At 42.7% G+C, this 19,607-nt stretch carries 13 protein-coding genes and 2 pseudogenes; 8 read left to right on the top strand and 7 right to left on the bottom strand.

The window, feature by feature from the left end:
* Positions 1 to 188: 188 nt before the first annotated feature.
* On the bottom strand, positions 189 to 3,737 hold the full coding sequence (metH, locus tag PUQ00_RS18205; protein ID WP_300419159.1) for a methionine synthase: 3,549 nt from the start codon (positions 3,735 to 3,737) through the stop codon (positions 189 to 191).
* Positions 3,738 to 4,053: 316 nt separating this feature from the next.
* On the opposite strand from metH, the gene PUQ00_RS18200 reads away from it, so the two are divergent.
* The 3 genes and pseudogenes from PUQ00_RS18200 (at position 4,054) to PUQ00_RS18190 (ending at position 6,228) form a co-directional block, all read left to right on the top strand.
* Complete coding sequence (locus tag PUQ00_RS18200) at positions 4,054 to 4,830, top strand: hypothetical protein (protein WP_300419158.1); 777 nt, start codon at positions 4,054 to 4,056, stop codon at positions 4,828 to 4,830.
* Positions 4,831 to 4,862: 32 nt separating this feature from the next.
* A complete protein-coding gene (locus PUQ00_RS18195) occupies positions 4,863 to 5,285 on the top strand; it encodes a DUF488 domain-containing protein (RefSeq protein WP_300419157.1) in 423 nt (140 codons plus the stop codon).
* Positions 5,286 to 5,598: 313 nt separating this feature from the next.
* Positions 5,599 to 6,228: pseudogene (locus PUQ00_RS18190) on the top strand (DUF4126 domain-containing protein).
* 257 nt (positions 6,229 to 6,485) lie between these two features.
* Here PUQ00_RS18190 and PUQ00_RS18185 read toward each other — a convergent pair.
* Positions 6,486 to 6,839: a type II toxin-antitoxin system PemK/MazF family toxin gene (locus tag PUQ00_RS18185; RefSeq protein ID WP_300419155.1), complete on the bottom strand. Its 354-nt coding sequence runs from the start codon at positions 6,837 to 6,839 to the stop codon at positions 6,486 to 6,488.
* Positions 6,820 to 7,023 (bottom strand): hypothetical protein, encoded by a 204-nt coding sequence (locus PUQ00_RS18180; RefSeq protein WP_300419153.1) that lies wholly within the window; start codon positions 7,021 to 7,023, stop codon positions 6,820 to 6,822. Before PUQ00_RS18180 ends, PUQ00_RS18185 begins: the two co-directional genes overlap by 20 nt.
* Before the next feature lie 193 nt (positions 7,024 to 7,216).
* Here PUQ00_RS18180 and PUQ00_RS18175 point away from each other — a divergent pair, with 193 nt between their 5' ends.
* Positions 7,217 to 7,393 (top strand): hypothetical protein, encoded by a 177-nt coding sequence (locus PUQ00_RS18175; protein ID WP_300419151.1) that lies wholly within the window; start codon positions 7,217 to 7,219, stop codon positions 7,391 to 7,393.
* A 199-nt stretch (positions 7,394 to 7,592) separates the two neighbouring features.
* Here PUQ00_RS18175 and PUQ00_RS18170 read toward each other — a convergent pair whose 3' ends face one another.
* The gene (locus PUQ00_RS18170; protein ID WP_300419149.1) at positions 7,593 to 9,263 is read right to left on the bottom strand and encodes a transglutaminase domain-containing protein; all 1,671 of its coding nucleotides are present in this window, start codon (positions 9,261 to 9,263) and stop codon (positions 7,593 to 7,595) included.
* Between the two features lie 479 nt (positions 9,264 to 9,742).
* On the opposite strand from PUQ00_RS18170, the gene PUQ00_RS18165 reads away from it, so the two are divergent.
* Positions 9,743 to 12,601 carry a cation-translocating P-type ATPase gene (locus PUQ00_RS18165; protein ID WP_300419147.1) on the top strand — a complete coding sequence of 953 codons (2,859 nt, stop codon included), beginning with the start codon at positions 9,743 to 9,745 and terminating at the stop codon, positions 12,599 to 12,601.
* Between the two features lie 253 nt (positions 12,602 to 12,854).
* Positions 12,855 to 13,976 carry a DNA replication/repair protein RecF gene (recF, locus tag PUQ00_RS18160; RefSeq protein ID WP_300419145.1) on the top strand — a complete coding sequence of 374 codons (1,122 nt, stop codon included), beginning with the start codon at positions 12,855 to 12,857 and terminating at the stop codon, positions 13,974 to 13,976.
* A gap of 92 nt (positions 13,977 to 14,068) precedes the next feature.
* Here the strand turns inward: recF and PUQ00_RS18155 are convergent, their stop codons facing one another.
* On the bottom strand, positions 14,069 to 14,527 hold the full coding sequence (locus PUQ00_RS18155) for an MgtC/SapB family protein (RefSeq protein WP_300419143.1): 459 nt from the start codon (positions 14,525 to 14,527) through the stop codon (positions 14,069 to 14,071).
* Positions 14,528 to 15,490: 963 nt separating this feature from the next.
* On the opposite strand from PUQ00_RS18155, the gene PUQ00_RS18150 reads away from it, so the two are divergent.
* Positions 15,491 to 17,851, top strand: coding sequence for a putative PEP-binding protein (locus PUQ00_RS18150; protein WP_300419142.1), 2,361 nt, complete (start codon positions 15,491 to 15,493; stop codon positions 17,849 to 17,851).
* A gap of 223 nt (positions 17,852 to 18,074) precedes the next feature.
* The gene (locus PUQ00_RS18145; protein ID WP_300419141.1) at positions 18,075 to 18,290 is read left to right on the top strand and encodes a hypothetical protein; all 216 of its coding nucleotides are present in this window, start codon (positions 18,075 to 18,077) and stop codon (positions 18,288 to 18,290) included.
* Positions 18,291 to 18,340: 50 nt separating this feature from the next.
* Here the strand turns inward: PUQ00_RS18145 and PUQ00_RS18140 are convergent, their stop codons facing one another.
* Together PUQ00_RS18140 and PUQ00_RS18135 are read right to left on the bottom strand one after the other, a co-directional pair.
* Positions 18,341 to 18,559, bottom strand: a complete 219-nt coding sequence (locus PUQ00_RS18140; RefSeq protein ID WP_300419140.1) for a hypothetical protein — start codon at positions 18,557 to 18,559, stop codon at positions 18,341 to 18,343.
* Positions 18,556 to 19,383: pseudogene (locus tag PUQ00_RS18135) on the bottom strand (hypothetical protein). The gene PUQ00_RS18140 and the pseudogene PUQ00_RS18135 overlap by 4 nt, the downstream one beginning before the upstream one ends.
* Positions 19,384 to 19,607 lie beyond the last annotated feature (224 nt).

The raw sequence follows: 19,607 nt of genomic DNA, 5'->3' as shown, positions 1-19,607 counted from the left end.
GAGCGTCTTGATTCTGACTCCTGAATTCTGACTTCTGAATTCTTCTTCAATAATTGCTATTGCCTATAGTTGTGCTGTTTTAATTGGTCATAATTCTCGCTCCTCTGGACTATTGTCTAGCCTACAAAATAATAACCTCACCCCGCCCTTCGGGCACCCCTCTCCTTATTAAAGAGAGGGGATATCGGTTATGCGCTGAAGTATTTTGCTAGTGGGTGGTAAGCAATAATCGCAGTGGTAGACTGTTCTGGATAAAGTTGTTCACTTTCATCCATATACAAGTTAATCCTGTCAGTCTGCAATAACTCCAGTTGCTTATACTGGTCTTGGATATTCGGGCAAGCTGGATACCCAAAACTATACCGGGAGCCACGATAGCGCTGTGCCAATATATCCCGAATATTGTCGGGTTCTTCAGCAGTAAAACCTAACTCTCGGCGAATTCTGGCGTGTGTCCACTCAGCAATCGCCTCCGCCACCTGCACCGCCATACCGTGGAAATACAGATAATCGGTGTATTGATTCGCAGCAAACAGCTTTTGAGCGAACTCTGTGGCAATCTCCCCTACAGTCACCGCCTGCATCGGGAAGACATCAATGATTCCCGAATCCTTTGGTGCAAAGTAATCTGCTATGCACAGCCGCCTTAACGACTTCTGTCTGGGAAACTCAAAAATTGCAACCTGTTGTGATTGGTTCTCTGAGTCATATATATGTAGAGAATTCCCCTCAGCTTGACAAGGGAAATACCCATAAATCACCTGCGGATGCAACAGATTCTCTTCAATAATTCGCTGTTTCCAAGTTTCTAAAACTGGGTAAACTTTCTCAGCTAAGAAAGCCTGATATTCTTCCTTAGATTGTTCCTTTGGCTTGCGGAATTGCCACTGTCCAGCAATTAAAGCTTGTAAATCCAAGTGCCAGAATATTTCCTCAATGGGAATATCACTAGGCTGCAATAACTGCGTTCCCCAGAAAGGCGGTGTTGGGCGTTCAATATCTACAGCCACAGCATCAGAACGTCTCGTATCTAGTTGTTTTGGTTCAGCAGATGCTGTTTTTTCAGCAGATGCTGTTTTTTCAGCAGTTGTAGTTACTGGTTCTTTATGACCATTCACCGAAATTTTAGCAGTTTCAACTTCATCCAAAAATCCCTGCAAATCTTCCCAGTTACCAGCGGCCTTTGCTGGCATTAATTTATCCATGAAGTGCAAGTCAGAAAAGGCATCTTTGCCATAAACAACCTTACCTTTGTAGGTTTTTTGGCAATCTTCATACACAAATTTTGGAGTCAACGCCGCGCCACCTAATATCACAGGGACACTAATTCCCTTTTCGTTAAATATCTCCAAGTTCTCTTTCATGAAAGCGGTGGATTTCACCAGCAAACCACTCATAGCAATACAATCAGCTTTGTGCTGTTCGTAAGCTTTGATAATGTTTTCCACCGGCTGTTTAATTCCCAAATTAATCACCTTGTAACCGTTGTTGGATAAGATAATATCCACCAAGTTTTTACCAATGTCGTGGACATCGCCTTTGACTGTGGCAATGATAAAGCTTCCCTTACCATTGTTGCCAGATTCAGATTTTTCCATGAATGGTTCTAAATACGCCACCGCCGCCTTCATGGTTTCCGCAGATTGCAAGACGAAGGGTAACTGCATTTGTCCAGAACCGAATAATTCCCCGACAACTTTCATGCCATCTAGCAGGAAGGTGTTGATAATTTCTAAGGGGGGATATTCTTCTAGGGCTTTTGTGAGATGTTCTTCTAAGCCAATGCGTTCGCCGTCGATGATATGGCGTTTGAGACGTTCTGGGATGGGGAGATTTTCATCTAAGGAGCGATCGCGTTTTGTCGTCACCCCGGCAAAGACTGTGGTAAGCTCTCCCAAGGGATCATAAACGCAGACGTTACCCTCAAATTTCCGCTCGTCATAAATCAACTGGCGACAGATTTGTTGATGGCGTTCCTCAATCTTCGAGAGCGGTAAAATCTTGTTAGCACTGACAATGGCTGCATCCATTCCCGCCGTCGTTGCCTCGTGCAAAAACACTGAGTTCAGCACCATTCGTGACGCTGGATTTAAACCAAAGGAAATATTGGAAACACCCAAAATCACATGACATCCAGGTAATCCTTGACGAATTCGCCGGATAGATTCAATTGTGGCTTTACCGTTTTCTCGGTCTTCTTCAATCCCGGTGGAAATTGGTAAAGCTAGGGTATCAAAGAATATTTCTGTGGCTGGTATACCATATTCTACAGCTTGACGGTAAGCGCGTTGTGCGATCGCAAACTTTTTGTCTGCTGTCCGCGCCATCCCATCTTCATCGATAGTACCAATAACTACACCAGCACCGTACTTTTTCGCCAACTCCAGCACTTTCAAAAAGCGCTGTTCCCCATCTTCGTAGTTGGTGGAGTTCAGCAAACACTTACCACCGGCAACCTTTAAACCTGCTTCCATCTTTTCCCATTCGGTGGAGTCAAGCATTAAAGGCAATGTCACATTATTCACAATGCGCGAAACTAATTCGTGCATATCTCGCACGCCGTCGCGTCCCACATAATCCACGTTGACATCAAGGATATGTGCGCCTTCTTTTACCTGCGCCCTCGCCATTGAAACGAGTCCATCCCAATCTTCCGCATTTAGCAAATCGCGGCACTTCTTGGAACCACTGGCGTTGAGACGTTCACCGACAATCAAGAAAGAATTATCTTGATCGTAAGGCTGAGTCGTGTAAATTGATGCTGCTGCGGGTTCTAAACTTGGGTGTCTAACTTTTGGCTTCAAGTCTTTAGCAAGTTCTGCCAATTGTTGAATGTGTTCTGGACGCGTCCCACAGCAACCCCCAATCACTTGGACACCCAAATCTTCAACAAAATGCATCAGCGACATCCGTAATTCCAACGGTGTCAAACGGTAGTGCGCTTGACCGCCGACGTTCTCAGGTAAACCCGCGTTGGGAATACAGGAAACGATAAAAGGTGAATGTTCTGCCAGATACTTGATATGTGGTTTCATCAAGTCTGGGCCAGTGGCGCAATTCAAACCGAGAATGTCAATTGGGTAATGTTCCAGAATTGTCAACACAGCACTGATTTCTGAACCAACCAACATTGTGCCCATGCTTTCCATTGTCACAGACACCATCAACGGACGGCGATCGCCTTTTTTGGCAAACACTTCTTCAATGCCATTCAGCGCCGCTTTAATTTGCAGCACATCTTGGCAAGTCTCCACCAGAAATAAATCGACACCACCATCCCACAGCGCTTCTGCTTGTTCAGCAAAAGTAGCTTTCATGGTGTCAAAGTCAATATGTCCCAAGGTAGGAAGTTTCGTTGTCGGGCCGATGGAACCTGCTACAAACCGGGGTTTTTCGGGCGTGGAAAATTCCGCAGCCACACGCTTGGCCAATTCTGCGGCTGTCTTACTGAGGTAGTAGGCTTGGTCTGCTAAGTCATATTCTGCCAGCACCAGGGACGTACTGCCAAAGGTATCTGTTTCAATCACATCAGCACCAGCCGCGAGAAAGTCGCGGTGAACCTTAGCGACAGCTTCGGGTTTCGTGTGGACTAAGTATTCGTTACAACCTTCATACTGTGGACCGCCGAAGTCTTCAGCAGTGAGGTTTTGAGTTTGTAAGTTGGTTCCCATCGCCCCGTCAAAGACGAGGACTGGGCTATCTGGACTACGCAGGCGTTCAAGGAAAGGATGAGTCATATTTTCCTAGAAGAATTTGGGTCAGTCGTATAATATTCGACTTACTTTATTATTTCCCAAAATTTTGAGAGTTTTGCCAGTATGTAATAGACTTATCCGGAAATGAGAACTTTATTTGGCTGAAACCTAGCTCTGGAGAGGGTTTTAGAGGTTCCTGTTTTATATAAGCTAAAAAGCCAGCTATGTAAGGGTTTCAGCTATTTTGAGGTTTATTTGTGGATAAGTCTAATGGAAAAACTTTGATAATATACTGAAATTACCAATGTGTCTATAATATCACTCTAAAGAATGAGTTAGTTCATATAGAGGTTGTTCTATGGAAAGAAGGAAAATTTTAATTGCAACTAAAACATACCCTTCAATTAGCACCAAATATCAAGAAACAGTCTGTACAGCAGGAGTTTTATTAGATGATGAGAAACCAGTTCAGTGGATTCGCATTTATCCCATTCGGTTTCGTCAATTAGATTTTGATAAACGTTATCCAAGATGGTCAATTATAAGTGCTAAAATAGAAAGAAATGACAAAGATTATAGAGAAGAAAGTTTTCGTATAGATGATTCTTCGATAGAAGTAATACGAAAAATTGATACTCGCAAAAACTGGGAAGAGCGAAAAGCCTTGGTTCTGCCACTGGAATTCAAATCTATTCGGGAGATTAAAGAACAAGGTAAGTCTCTTGGTATTATTAAACCACAAACTATAAAAAAATACTTTTGTAACGAGACAGAACGAGAATGGAACCCAAAACAACAAGGAATATTGGATCAACTAGACTTGTTTGAACCTTCAGTGCAGTTAGATAAAATCCCTTACAATTTTGGTTACGAGTTTATGTCTCAAGATGGAGATAAGCATCGTTGTACAATAAGCGATTGGGAAATTCAACAACTTTATAGAAATTGTAGAGATAGATCAAATGAAACAAGTATGGACAATAAAGAAAAGGAGGCTTTAGAAAAAGTACGCCAAAAACTAGAAGATGAGTTTTTAAGCAAAAAAGATTTATACTTTATCATGGGAAATCTAAAAACTCATAAAAATAGCTTTATGATTATTGGGATATTTTACCCACCATTACTAAAAATGTAATATTGAAACTTGATTGGTTCCAGGAATTGAAAATGAAGATTAAAGATATTGCTAAAACAACATGTATACTTACTTTTGGATATGGCAATCGCAAAGACTACGATGCCTTCTTAGAATACCTACTAAAGTTTAATGTGGAATGTGTTGTTGATGTCAGAATGGTTCCTCGTGCTTGGAGTCGTAAATGGTACGGGGACAAAATTAAAATATTCTGTGAATTAAATAATATTGAGTATATTTCTAAAACTGCTTTAGGCAACACATCTGGTAAAGAAAATTGGATTCCAGTAAATCAAGAAGAAGCAGATAAAGCTCTACATGAAATTGCACAAATTGCTCAAATGGGTAATGTTTTACTGTTGTGTGCTGAAATGAACCCGAATCGCTGTCATCGAAAAGAAGTTGCTGATTGCTTGGGAAACTTGGTATCAATTCCTGTTAAGCACTTAGAGTAATAAACTACAATTTTTTCAATACTTAGAGAAGAGTATTTAGTATACCTCATCTTGGAAGAGACGATCACCTGTAGCGTTGATGGTGCCGCAGCTACGCCCGTCCTAGACATCACAATTATCAGGTGGGCGATATTATAGATTTATCGTAGGGGTATGGCATTGCCCATCGACAGAGGTGAGCTTTCACTGATTCTACACATAGTCAGATGAAATATTTTCGCCAAGTTTCTTATCTTAGGATCACAACTTAGAGTTGTGACTCCGTTCAGCTCAAAGATGGAAAAAACACCAGGAGTATAACTTGAGTCCTACTATGGATTTAAATTCTTTGTTCAATCTAAATACATTTATTGAATTATTACTGGGGATTAGTTTGAGCGCGGCGGCTGGCTTTCGAGTATTTGTACCACTGCTAGCATTGAGTGTGGCTTCAGTTTTTTGACATTTAGATTTGCCCACTAACTTTGATTGGCTGGAAACACCTCAAGCTGTTATTGTATTTGCAGTCGCTTGTTTGCTGGAAATTATCGGTTATTACATTCCTTGGTTAGATCATCTCCTGGATATTGTTGCCACACCTGCGGCATTTATCACCGGGACAATCGTAACAGCATCTGTTGCTCCAGAGATGAATCCATTGGCGCAATGGACGTTAGCTTTAATTGCTGGTGGTGGAACCGCAGGATTAACTCAGGGATTAACGAATATATTGCGGATAAGTTCTACAGGCGTTTCAGGTGGATTAACCAATCCAGTTGTCTCAACCATTGAGTTGGTCATCGCAATCGGACTGTCTGTGCTGGCGCTAGCTTTACCAGTGGTAGCACGAGTGATTGTAATTGGTTTTCTAATAATAGCTATGCAAAGAATCTGGAATTTCTTCTTGGATAAACCATCTTCTCAAACTAACCAAACCGTCTCTCCACCAAGAGAATTGGGCTAAGTACTCAGGCATTTGTTTCATAGCTGCGTCACCGTATAGCCCGTACTTCTCTACGAGACGCTGCGCGTAGCTTGCTTCCCCGTAGGGGTGCGGCAAGCTCAGTAACCATCGTAGACATCGCAATTATAAAGCGATCGTAGGTAGTGTTAGCGCGAAAGTAAAGGATAATCGTAGGTTGGGTTGAAGAACGTAGCTTTCATTCCGCAGGCTAACCCAACATTTCCAGTGGTTTTTGACGCTAATCCAAGCCTATTGATTTATAATTCCAAAGCCGCTATTGGACAAAAATTCACCTGATTAATTGTCTCAGAGGAAAGAGAACCCAGCTTTCTGAGAATCATAGATTTATTTAATGTAAAAATTGACTCACAGCGAACTACAGACTCAACTTTAATACCTGCACTGGCAATTTCATCGCCCGTTATTAAGTATTGCGTCACAGTTAAAGGGCGATTAGTGTTGGAAGTACAAGGCACAACCATCAAATCATCAAGAATTTGATTCAATTGATTTGCCGAAATTACAACAGCAGGGCGAACTTTAAACTGTGCCAATCCGGTTGAAGGCATGGGGACTCGACACAACACAACATCACCGCGCTGTAAGTTCATCAGCAAATACTTCGTCGTAAATATCATTTTCAGAACTTACCCAATCCTGATAAGCCTGAGATTCAACAGCAGGATTAACCGGTTTTTCGCCATTGTTGAAAGAAAGAGCTAAATCTAGCAGTGCTGATAACTGCTCATTATTTAGGCGTTCAATCACGCTTAGAAGTTCTTGACGAATACTCATGGAATTACCAACTGCTAACTATATTTAATGTATGTCATCAGACGATCGCCTGTAGCGTTGGTGGTGCGATCGCATTCCAACACTCTCAATCATACCGCCGAAATAGGATAATCGGATAATAGGATAAACCACTAAATGAACATAGCCTAAAAAGCTATGCAAAAATTAAGCGGTTGTACGCTGTGCAAGGTTGATGAGTGAAAAAAAGGAATTACGGGGCTATGTTTCTCCAGAGTTAAACCGATTGTTTCGGGCTGTGGTAGCTCTCAAAGAAAAAAACCTCAGCGATACTATCGCTGAGGCTCTAGAAGACTGGCTCAATAAGCCTGAAAACCAGGAGCTAATTAAAAAGCATAATTTGGGTAATTGAAGAAGAATTCAGAAGTCAGAATTCAGGAGTCAGAATATAATCAGTGGGGGATTCAGACCCGCCACTACGAAAGTTGACCACCAAATTTTCTTGTTTTGTGGGGGTGCAAAAACGCGGTTTATTCATCCACCAGTCGCACAAAATTCATTCTGAATTCTGGCTCCTGACTCCTGAATTGTGTTTGATAAATCGAAGAAATTCAAAAGGGTGGCAATTCTTTAAGAATTGTGAACCGAATATGATTAATTGCCAAATCACCGATGGGGATATCTTCTTTGGTTAGCCGCGCACCTTGACTAGTCACAGTTTCAAAGGTGATACCTTTGCCAATTTCAATGTGATACCAGCATAAGCCCATAAAAAAGCGCGTCGGATAAGGCCCACCTTCACCCACATCGTCAGGATTTGATTCCATTGGCAACCAGCCAAAATTCGGGACGTAGAACTCCAGCCAAACATGATTAAAGTCGGGTTGTAGCGGCACACCTTGTAAGTCACTATGGGCAGGACATTTATACCTACCTACGGTGCGACAGGGGATACCATTTAAACGAGATAGGGCAAGTAAAACGCCGACATATTCGCCACAGGAACCAACGCCCCGTTCTAAAACTGTATCTGGCGCGTCAATGTAAGGTTTAATACCGTAAGATAACTGATCATAGACATAGTTGCGGATGCTGTGCATTTTCCGCAACACATTGGTTTCAGAACCAATCGCTTCTCTGGCAGCACGGCGAACAATGGTAGTATCCATTGCTAAATCGTCGTCATCCACTAGGTAGCGTGTTTCTAATTCTCTTGACAGTTCAGGGATATTTTCTACATCTCTGGGTGTGATGCGATACTTAATCCCTCGAACTTCCAAAAGTGCTTTCCAGCCAAATACATGCCGTTCTCCTGGGGCAAGAGAATCAAATTTAAAGACTGCTACACGTTGCCCCTCGATCACTTGTTCGGTAAAGGGTATACCAATGGGTTCAACGTGTTTCACCTTTTGACGCTCAGTTTCGGATGGTAGGGCGATGCGCCATTCTACTTCAGGTAAATTAACCTCATCTAAGGGAGCGATTTCCTCAGCATAGGACATTTCAATCAGATAGCCATTAGAAAGGGCGTAGCGGTTATCTGGCTGGTAATCATAATACAGAGGGTGAATAAAAGTGCGATCGCGGAATGTTAGCTCATAACTCGGATCAGCATTTGGGTTATCCCGAATATAAGCCTCCTCTGAAGCGTAAGCGACGTAAATACTTTCTTTGCCTGTTTCGTCATTTTTATGTATCGCTATGCCTGTGGGAGATTCAAAGGGTGTCAGAACACTGAATTTAAGTTCTCCTGTCGCCCGATCCATCGCGTAAACTGATTGTTCGGTGCGATCGCAAATCCACAGCATTTCTTCACTAACTGCCAAATTTTCTATCCCAACCCCAGGAGCATAAAATCTGGTAATCTCTTTTCGTGTTTCGCGGTCAAAAATCAGAATGTAGCCCAGCCTTTGCGAGCTGACATAAACTGTTGTTTCCCAAACAGCAACGCCGTCAGCCTCATAAGGCAATGTTACAAAATGTTCCAGATCCAAAGTATTGAGCTTGCACAAGTAAACACTATTTTCTCGGCTCACCCAGAGGGTATCTGACCACGCCGCTAGACCAGTGACATCGGTAAATTCTTTAACTTGATGGGGATTGAGAATTTTGCTGTTGTCAGACGTGGGATCAATCTCCAGTAGATGCCCTTTAATACTATCAATGGCAATCAGTCTATCTTTAATGAAAGTGATACCACACAGGGAAGCAGCAGTAAGCGGTCGAATTGTTTTTTGCCCAAACATCTGGCTTGTGGTCAAAGTGGGGAGTGCAAAACTCATATTAAGCATATTTCTTCAATTGTTTAGCAAGGCTGGGCAATTCAAAATTAAAAATTCCGCTTGAGAAGTTTGCTAGATCGGTAAACCCTACTGGCACCTCAGTTGGCTTGAGCGAATAAATACACAAGTGACTGACTCAACTTTGGGCAAAATTCAAAATAAAGAAATGCAATCGTGCCATACATCCTGGCTATTGACTAGATGTAAATAAAAGCAATGGCAGCCTAAAATTAATTGTGGCATATGGTCTTAAACAAAGCTTCAAAGCTCTATTACTCACAATTATCTGTATAATCTGTTTCAAAAAACTCTTTCGTGAGAAATAACACTATCTCAAAAAAGGATAAATTTACAAATCTTAAGAATAAGATTTATATTCATCCAACTAAGCGATCGCCTTAATGTAACTTTAGAAGATGGTTTTATAGCCATCACTAAATTATGATCAAATTTTGTAACCATTTGCTGTGACCTACACGATGTCTGCTAATTCTCTGCCTGAAGGTGCCGCCGTTTGGCATAGTTTAGAAGTTGATAAAGCGTTAGACCTGCTAGATAGTAATGCAGACAGTGGCTTAACACCTCAAGAAATTCAACAGAGATTGCAAAAATACGGCCCCAACGAACTTGAAGAAACTGCTGGCCGTAGTACTTGGGAAATTCTGCTGGATCAGTTCAAGAACATTATGTTGTTGATGCTGATTGGCGTAGCTCTCATTTCTGGGTTGATAGACCTATGGGGTTGGCGAACGGGCACCTTGAAGCCTGGTGAAGTGCCATTTAAAGATACGATCGCCATCTTAGCAATTGTCATCCTGAATGGCATACTCGGCTACGTCCAAGAAAGCCGCGCCGAAAAAGCCCTGGCAGCCTTGAAAAAACTCACCTCTCCTTTGGTGCGAGTCATCCGCGATACTAGATTGGTGGAGCTAGCAGCCAAGGAACTAGTACCCGGAGATGTGATGCTGCTGGAAGCTGGGATGCAGATAGCCGCAGATGGACGCTTGATAGAACAGTCTAATTTACAAGTGCGTGAGTCGGCACTGACGGGTGAAGCCGAAGCGGTGAATAAACAGGCAACGCTAAAATTACCTGAAGAAACGGATTTAGGCGATCGCCTGAATGTCGTCTTTCAAGGAACCGAAGTAGTCCAAGGACGAGGCAAAGTTCTGGTGACTAACACCGGAATGACTACAGAACTGGGTAAAATTGCTGCGATGTTGCAGGCGGTAGAAAGTGAGCCTACGCCTTTACAGCAACGGATGACTCAACTCGGTAATGTCCTGGTTACGGGTTCTTTAATTCTCGTGGCGATCGTCGTCGTCGGCGGTGTGATTAAGGATGGAGGTTTTAAAAACATCCAAGAACTCTTGGAAGTATCCTTGAGTATGGCGGTTGCTGTGGTGCCAGAAGGTTTACCAGCTGTAATTACCGTCACTCTGGCACTGGGAACCCAGCGAATGGTACGCCACAATGCCTTGATTCGCAAACTGCCAGCAGTGGAAACATTGGGTTCTGTAACTACCATCTGTTCTGATAAAACCGGTACACTGACTCAAAATAAAATGGTGGTGCAATCGGTTTCCACAAATAACAAAACTTTTCGCGTCACTGGCGAAGGTTATGCTCCCACAGGGGATTTTCAGTTAAATGGTCAAAAAATTTCTCTGGAGGAGTCTCCAGAAATCTCAGCTTTGTCAGTCGCCTGTGCCGTTTGTAATGATTCAGTCTTGCAAAAAGAACAAGGTGAATGGGCGATTTTGGGAGATCCCACAGAGGGGGCATTGTTAACACTGGCGGGAAAAGCTGGAATCGAAAAAGACCAGTGGAACAGTAAGTTACCCAGAGTTAGGGAGTTTCCCTTTTCCTCGGAACGCAAGCGGATGAGCGTGATTTTTCAGGTGCAGCAAGTCGCCACAGGTGAAGCATCTTCGAGAGGCGTTGACCCAGCGATCGCCAGTTTATTACAATCTGAACCTTACTTAATGTTTACCAAAGGTTCTCCAGAGTTAATCTTGGCACGTTCGGCTCAGATTCATTTGGGTAATGACACGGCTACTTTAACCGAACAACAACGCCAGAAAATTTTGGCAGACAATGACCAAATGGCGAGTAAAGGTTTGCGGGTGTTAGGTTTTGCCTACAAACCCCTGACACAGATCCCACCGGAAGGTTCAGATGAGACATCCGAGCAAGGCTTGGTATGGCTGGGATTAGTCGGAATGCTAGATGCGCCACGCCCAGAGGTAAGGGCAGCAGTCCAAGAGTGTCGGAATGCAGGCATTCGCCCAGTAATGATTACTGGCGACCACCAACTAACAGCACGAGCGATCGCTACCGATTTGGGAATTGCTGAGGAAGGAGCACGCGTCCTCACAGGTCAAGAATTGCAACGGATGACTGAGCAGGAATTAGAGCAAAACGTTGACCTGGTGAGTATCTATGCCAGGGTTTCCCCAGAACACAAACTGCGAATTGTCCAAGCACTGCAACGCCGAGGCCGATTTGTGGCGATGACAGGCGATGGTGTCAATGATGCTCCAGCCCTCAAACAAGCTGACATCGGGATTGCGATGGGGATTACTGGCACTGATGTCAGTAAAGAAGCCAGTGACATGGTGTTACTTGATGATAACTTCGCCACCATTGTCAGCGCCACCAAGGAAGGAAGAGTTGTTTACACCAATATCCGCCGCTTTATTAAATACATCCTGGGCAGTAACATTGGTGAAGTTCTCACAATTGCCGCCGCACCCTTAATTGGTTTAGGAGGCGTTCCTCTTACGCCTTTACAAATTCTCTGGATGAATTTGGTGACAGACGGTTTACCAGCTTTGGCATTAGCTGTGGAACCCCCAGAACCCGATGTAATGCAACGTCCGCCTTTTAGCCCCCGCGAAAGTATTTTCGCTCGGGGATTGGGTTCTTATATGATTCGCATTGGGATAATATTTGCGATTATCACCATTACCTTGATGTGGTGGGCTTATCAACATACCCATGCCCCAGAATATCAGGGCGATCGCGATGCTTGGAAAACAATGGTATTTACTACCTTGTGTATTGCCCAAATGGGTCATGCGATCGCCATTCGCTCCAACAACCGACTGACCATCGAGATGAATCCCTTCTCTAATATCTTTGTACTAGCGGCGGTTGTCGTCACCACGATTTTGCAGTTGATGCTAGTTTACGTCCCACCCCTGCGAGATTTCTTTGGTACTCACCACCTGAATCTGCAAGAATTGGGGGTTTGTATTGGCTTCAGTGCCTTAATGTTTGTGTGGATTGAAGCGGAGAAGATATTTCTGCGAATTATGGGCAAAAAGGCTGTGTGAAAAGGAAATTTTAGATTTTAGATTTTAGATTTTAGATTTATCTAGAACTAGCCCTTTCAAGTTGACTCGTAAAATCCCTTTTTTCTCTCAGCGCTCTCTGCGGTTTAACAGTAATTTATTTAACCTTATTAGGCACAGAGAACACAGAGTAAAGAGATTAAAGAGCAATTTCTGAAAATTTTTACCCACCTTGAAAAGGTTAGTTCTATTATCTTCAATCCAAAATCTAAAATTTAAAATCCAAAATTGACTTATGTACCTCAAAACTCTAAACCTGAGACAATTTCGCAATTATCAAGACCAAAAGGTTGAGTTTACTGCTGCCAAAACAATTTTGGTAGGTAATAACGCTCAGGGAAAGTCGAATTTGTTGGAGGCGGTGGAGTTGTTGGCGACATTGCGATCGCACCGAATCACCCGCGATCGCGATTTGGTTCAAGAAGGGGAAGCCATAGCCCAAATTAATGCCACTCTTGAGCGACAAACAGGCGTTACTGACCTTACTTTAACCCTCCGCCGCAATGGTCGCCGTAGCGTTGCTCTCAATGGTGAATCTATCCGCCGTCAAATGGATTTTCTCGGCGTTCTCAATGCAGTCCAATTTTCTAGCTTGGATTTAGAACTGGTACGCGGCGGCCCCGAAGGTCGCCGCAACTGGTTAGATACACTCTTAATTCAACTCGAACCAGTTTATGCTCACATTTTGCAGCAGTATAACCATGTGTTACGCCAGCGCAATGCTTTTTTAAAACGTCATGTAGAGACATTGGATGTAACCTCTCTACACTCAGAACTTGCGGTGTGGGATGCACAGTTAGCCACCACAGGAACCAGGGTAATTAGACGACGGGATCGCGCTATCCAAAGATTAGCTCCTATTGCTACCGCTTGGCACGCCAGTATCAGTGGCAGTACAGAAATTCTGCAAATCAAGTACCTGCCTAATATTCCTTTAGAGGATAACCATCCAGAAGAAGTGCAGCAAGCTTTTTTAGCAAAAATTCAGCAGCGAGCGATCGCGGAAATGCACCAAGGCACTACCCTTGTCGGCCCACATCGAGATGAAATAGAATTAACTATTAACCAGACACCCGCTCGTCAATACGGTTCTCAAGGTCAACAACGAACGCTGGTTCTAGCCTTAAAATTAGCAGAATTACAATTAATTGAAGAAGTCGTCAAAGAACCACCATTGCTATTACTTGATGATGTTCTTGCCGAACTCGATCTATCCCGCCAAAATCAATTGCTTGATGCTATTCAAGACCGTTTTCAGACCCTGATTACTACCACTCACTTGGGTTCTTTTGATTCCCAGTGGTTGAAGTCCTCCCAAATTCTGTTTGTGAAAGCAGGAGAAATAATCCCAAATTAGTTATTTGTCACTTGTGGCTTAAGTAAATAAGTAGGAATTTTTATAACTACATACATTGAAATTTTCTTGCCGACTTAGTTATCAAGATTTGACTAATCACGTTTTTCTAACCTTTTAAAAACGTTAAGAACTAAAAAAGTCAGCACAGCACCAATTAATCCTAACTGCCACAAACCACACCCAGCAGCAATTCCTAAAGCAGCCGAAACCCAAATAGCTGCTGCTGATGTCAGCCCGTGAATTTGAAGTTGCTGCGTTTGCTGGGAAGATTGGCGTACAATTTCTCCAGCACCGAGAAATCCCACACCGGCTGCAATCCCCTGAATCACGCGACTGAGTGCATCATGACTGGACTGTGACCCATCTGTTTGCATAATTATCAGAGTAAACATAGCTGAACCTAAGCTCACAAGTATATGAGTTCTTAAACCCGCTGGTTTGTGCCTAATTTGGCGTTCTAAGCCGATAATTGCGCCAATAAGCAATGCTAGGCATAGCCTGAAGCTGATATTTAGCCAATCATTAGTTGCAAGGTAGTAAGTGTTTGCCAATACTTAAATAGGTAAGTGGGAATATTTATTAACTATGTTAAGAAATTTAAATTGTCGAGTGCGTTAGTTTATATTTGTTTACATTTATTGAAATTTTATTGCCGACTTACTTAGTCTGATATAGATAATTTTATAGATTAGGTTGTTTGCTAATATAATTATAAAAATATGGCGTTTCCTGATCTGGTGAGATGCAGCTTAACCTCACTCCGATAAAGGTGCCCTTTATCTCCCCTCTCCTTACTAAAAAGAGGGGTTTGCTTCATACAGCTCAGAATAGCTATAGTACAAAACTATTTTAATCTTTGATTGATGGAGTCTAATTCAATGGGTGTAATTTAATCGCCTATATTATACAGCAGATTTCAAGGAAGTGAAGTAGACAAACTAAGTCTCAAAGCCAGGTATAAAGGTTGTTTTACTCCTTTTAGCGGAGCGGGGCGTAGCCCATTCTGACGAATGTCTTCTGAATTCTGCTGTATTTAAATTCCGATCAATTCGCGAATACTTTTTTAGTTGCAAATTAATATCTTCCATTGTGAAAATTGTTTGACAATAAGATATTATTTTGGTCAACAATAAATAAAGGTTTGCATTCTTAAATTATGACAATGATCATAATCTGAGCAAACGACATGACTTTTAACTTTATTGTTTTTTGGCTATTTAAAATGACTGAATTATAAAATTATACCTGAAATTGCTAGATTTAACCCATACACTCAATAATTAAATATGATACCGCTATGTATAATCTCGTAAAAGAACTAAACCCCCGGTTTCGGGGAAGGAAGGCAATGAAGGAAAAAATTTGATTAAAGGAGTCAAATTACAGCAATCCATCGTGTAACCAGCAATTAACCGTAAATGCTGAAAAATCCTCCTACAGTGGATTGATGACTGATAACGTATCAGGAAGTAATGCCTGTGGCTACAAATAGACAACTGACACTAACAAATTGAGTGGACAAACTCTACTGGCTAGACCAAATTAAACTACAAGACCGCGCCAAAGTAGGTGACAAAGCGTTTTACTTGAGCAGAATCATGCAGCGTGGCTATCCGGTGGTGCCTGGTTTTGTTATTTCGGCAGAAATTTTGCGACAATTTCTCGAAAATCTCAATAGTTCAGAGTCATTAGTGGCTGACTTACCCTATTCTTCGTTACACCTAGATGTAGCTAATTGGCGTCAACTTCAGCAGGTAGCTAGTCGCTTGCGCCAAGAAATTCTCACTGCGACTGTGCCACAGGAGTGGGTGAGTACAATTTTCCAAGCAGCTACAGAATGGCAAACTGGCTGTTTGATTCTTCGACCTACCTTAGCAGTATCAACTGCTACCCCAGCTATGAAGAATATATCTGGTTTGCTGGAGTCGGTGTTTTGCCAGTGCGAACCCGAAGCGATCGCTTTGGCATTAAAGCGTACCTGGAGCCAGATATTTCGTGCTAGAAGTCTACTATATTGGCAACGAGCCGGAATTGACCTGCAACAAATAAATCTAGCAGTTTTGGTGCAACCTATTGAAAATGCGATCGCTAGTGGTTTGCTCAGAGCCAACTCTTCTGGGTGGGAAATTGAAGCTACTTGGGGATTGGGAATTGCGATCGCTCAAGGCGAAGTACAGCCAGATATCTACTACATTCAACAGGAAACTGGGGTTGTACTTGAGCAACAGCTGGGGGATAAAATGCTGGCTTATGGTGTTGATGATGCAGCAGCTGGAGCTTTTTCGCAAGCGGTGCCGAAGTCAGTGCTAACAGCAGATCACACTTGTCTGAGTACCTACCTAATTCCCTCAGTCCAACAAAAACAGTATGCTTTACAAGAAGAATACTTACAACAAATAATTGCTCTGGGAACTCAACTGGTGAGTGAACTAGGTAAAACCTTTGCCATTAAATGGACTATCACTGGGCAAACTACATCTGGCAAGCTCTACATAACACAAGTTAGTACTCCCCAATCTCTAATTCCCCCCGTACACTTCATTCGGGGAATAGGGGCAGCAGGAGGACGTATTGTAGCGACTGCCGTCGTAATTATTAATCCCCAACAGAAACCCGAACAACTACCAAAGGGAGTGATTTTAGTAATACCAGCGATCGCACCTGATTGGTTGCCATTACTGCAACAAGTTGCTGGTATTATTACTGAACAAGGCGGATTAACCAGCCACGCTGCCATTCTTGCCAGAGAACTAGGTATTGCCGCAGTAGTGAACGCCACATCTGCGACAAGCTTAATCCAAACTGGCGAACGACTGGTGCTTGATGGGGACAAAGGAGAAGTTTATCGGATTAGACCAGAAGGGGAAAGTGGGAGAAGGGGAGAGATGGAGAGGGGGAAAGTAGCAGAAAATCCTCTGTCTCTCCATCCCCCGATCTCCCCATTGCGCCCTCCTACTCTTACTTCTCATCTACCGATGATTGCTACCCAACTGCTAGTTAACTTGAGTCAGTCCAGTTTAATAGAACAAGTGCAAAGCTTACCTGTGGATGGGGTGGGATTGTTGCGCTCAGAATTGATGGTACTAAATATATTGTCCGGGCAACATCCCAATAGTTGGATTTTAGGCGGACGTCAGGCAGAATTATTAGAGCTATGGTCTAAGCAGATTATGCAGTTTACCCGTGCCTTTGCACCTAGACCAGTTTTTTATCGTTCTTTAGATTGGCCGCAAGATTTAACATCATTGAGTGATAATTTACAATCTTCACCAAAGTCGATGTTGGGTGAACGTGGCACTTTTAGCTATTTACAAAATCCCGCAGTATTTGAGTTAGAACTGAAAGCTTTAGCGAGTGTACAGCAAGCCGGTTATAGCAATGTCAATCTCCTGTTACCTTTTGTTCGGACTGTGGAAGAATTTGTCTTTTGCCGCCGCAAAGTTGAGCAAGCTCTTTTAACTGAGGTGTCACAGTTTCAATTGTGGATGATGGCAGAAGTGCCAAGCGTACTGTTTTTACTGCCAGAATATGTCAAAGCAGGTGCAGCTGGAATTTCTATTGGTACAAATGACTTGACCCAATTACTGCTAGGAGTGGATCGAGAACAAGGAAAGTTAGCAAAAGTTTTTAATGAATGTCATCCGGCAGTTATGAGTGCGATCGCTCAACTCATCCAAATGGCCAAAAGTGCCGGAATACCTTGTTCAATCTGCGGTCAAGCACCAGCCCTCTATCCAGAAATTATCGATAAGTTAGTGGAATGGGGCATAACTTCCATTTCCGTTGAACCGGAAGCAGTAAAGCGAACATATCAAGCGATCGCTCGTGCTGAACAACGCCTAATTTTAGCAGCTGCACGACAAAAACTTTATTAGTTAGAAGTAATTTAATTTTAGATTTTAGATTTTAGATTTTAGATTTTAGATTTTACACTTTCCTAGCCTACCAGCCAACAATCCTGGTTTTCCGTTCCCCGGTGCGGGTAATGATGAAATCTTATCGCCTCGTTCATTCTCAAAATTCAAGACTTTTACGAAAATATTTTGTACTTACAAAATCAGTGGTTTATGCTTGTCATAAAGCAGAAAGGAAGCTGACATGATGAAAGAACCAGGACTTGATGGCCGTCATCGTGATAAAAATCCTCCAAAGGCGGGAGAGATTCAGCAAAAACGCAGCGATACGCTCAACAAAAACCTTCCAAAACCCATTCCTCAGTTTTCACCGGATACGACGTTAGGCGAGATGAGGGAAAAGACTGGGAAAGTTAGCGAGGATGCAGTAAGACGCGCCGTTGCGAAAATGGATAAGTGACGCTTCTAAGAATAGAGTTTTTCATTTTATGTAGACGAAATTCCCCACCCCTACCATCTTCGATAGTGACCCCATCTGTGGAACCCTCTTCCAAATCCGAAGTTGATGCCAAAAGTAGGATAGGGCGACCCATAGATGGCATAAGGGTTGTAGATGTAAGCAGGAGGAGGCGCTACGGTGTAATAACCATCTTCATTACAAACCTGAATAGTATGTTGCACAATTGTTTTAGGTACAACCTCCTCTTGCCCAGCATAAGGTAGATTCAAATAACCATCCTGAAAACCACGAGCGAATTGACACGCTTTACAGTTATATTGCGGAAAATGGCGGGAAAGTAAACCGTGCCACCATTTAATAAAGTATGAGCAGCAACAAAATCCAATAAATCCTCATCCCCAGTTTCTTTTTCTGGGTGCAAATTAAACCGTTTCTGAGGTTGGATCGAATAAACCCCACTGTTGCTAACCAATTGCAACGTTTATCTCTGTCAGGGCTTCCCTGTCCGTAAAACGTACCCGGCTGTGAAAAAGCATTGGTGCTTCCCCCTTTTGATGTTCCGATGCGAAACTGACTCTCTTTAGCAGTATCGTCTCTTTGCAAAGCTTCATCTAGGCTTCTAGGGAGATTTTCTACTTCCACCTCATTGACGCTGTAGCGTGTTCCTTCAAAGAACCTGACATCTTGTTGGCTCAAAGCCATTATATAGAAACGACCATTGCCATTTAAAATTGGCAGCAGTGGCTTGATGTGAAATCTGTCTGTAACTACGACCAACTCTTGAAAATCGATTGGCAGCGTATAATAGCGAAAAATATTTTCAGAAATAAAAATCGCCAGCCCTTGTCCCATTTGCTCCCAAAACTCTTGGCTATCAATCTCATGAGATTTTTCCAACAATGCGATCGCATCTTTCTGTTCCAAACCCGCATCAATTAAACGAGTCTCCGCTTCCTTGATCAAATTTTTAAAGCGAATTGGGTCTTGTCGCACTTCTGGCCCGGCTGGATGCGTTGGCATATAAATTGAAACACAATTATCCTTTTGGCTGTTCTATTAATGTCTTTATTTCCTCTCTAGAGATTAATTGCATATCAGATCCCTCCTATCAACGTGACCAGATGCATCAGACCAGATCATCGATATTCAATGATCTGATAAGACGTTATTTTCAGATGGTGACGGTTGAAGTCCAACCGTTTGCTTCTGAATTTATTTCACCTCAAGGAGGAATTAGTTGCATCTTTCTTTTGACAGGCAATATTCATCCGAGGAATTACTAATTAAAACCCCAAATTTAAAAGCCAAAATCGCCAG

The sequence above is a fragment of the Nostoc sp. S13 genome (assembly GCF_029379315.1).
Taxonomy (GTDB): Bacteria; Cyanobacteriota; Cyanobacteriia; order Cyanobacteriales; family Nostocaceae; genus Nostoc.
This window is presented reverse-complemented; position numbering and strand designations above follow the sequence as displayed.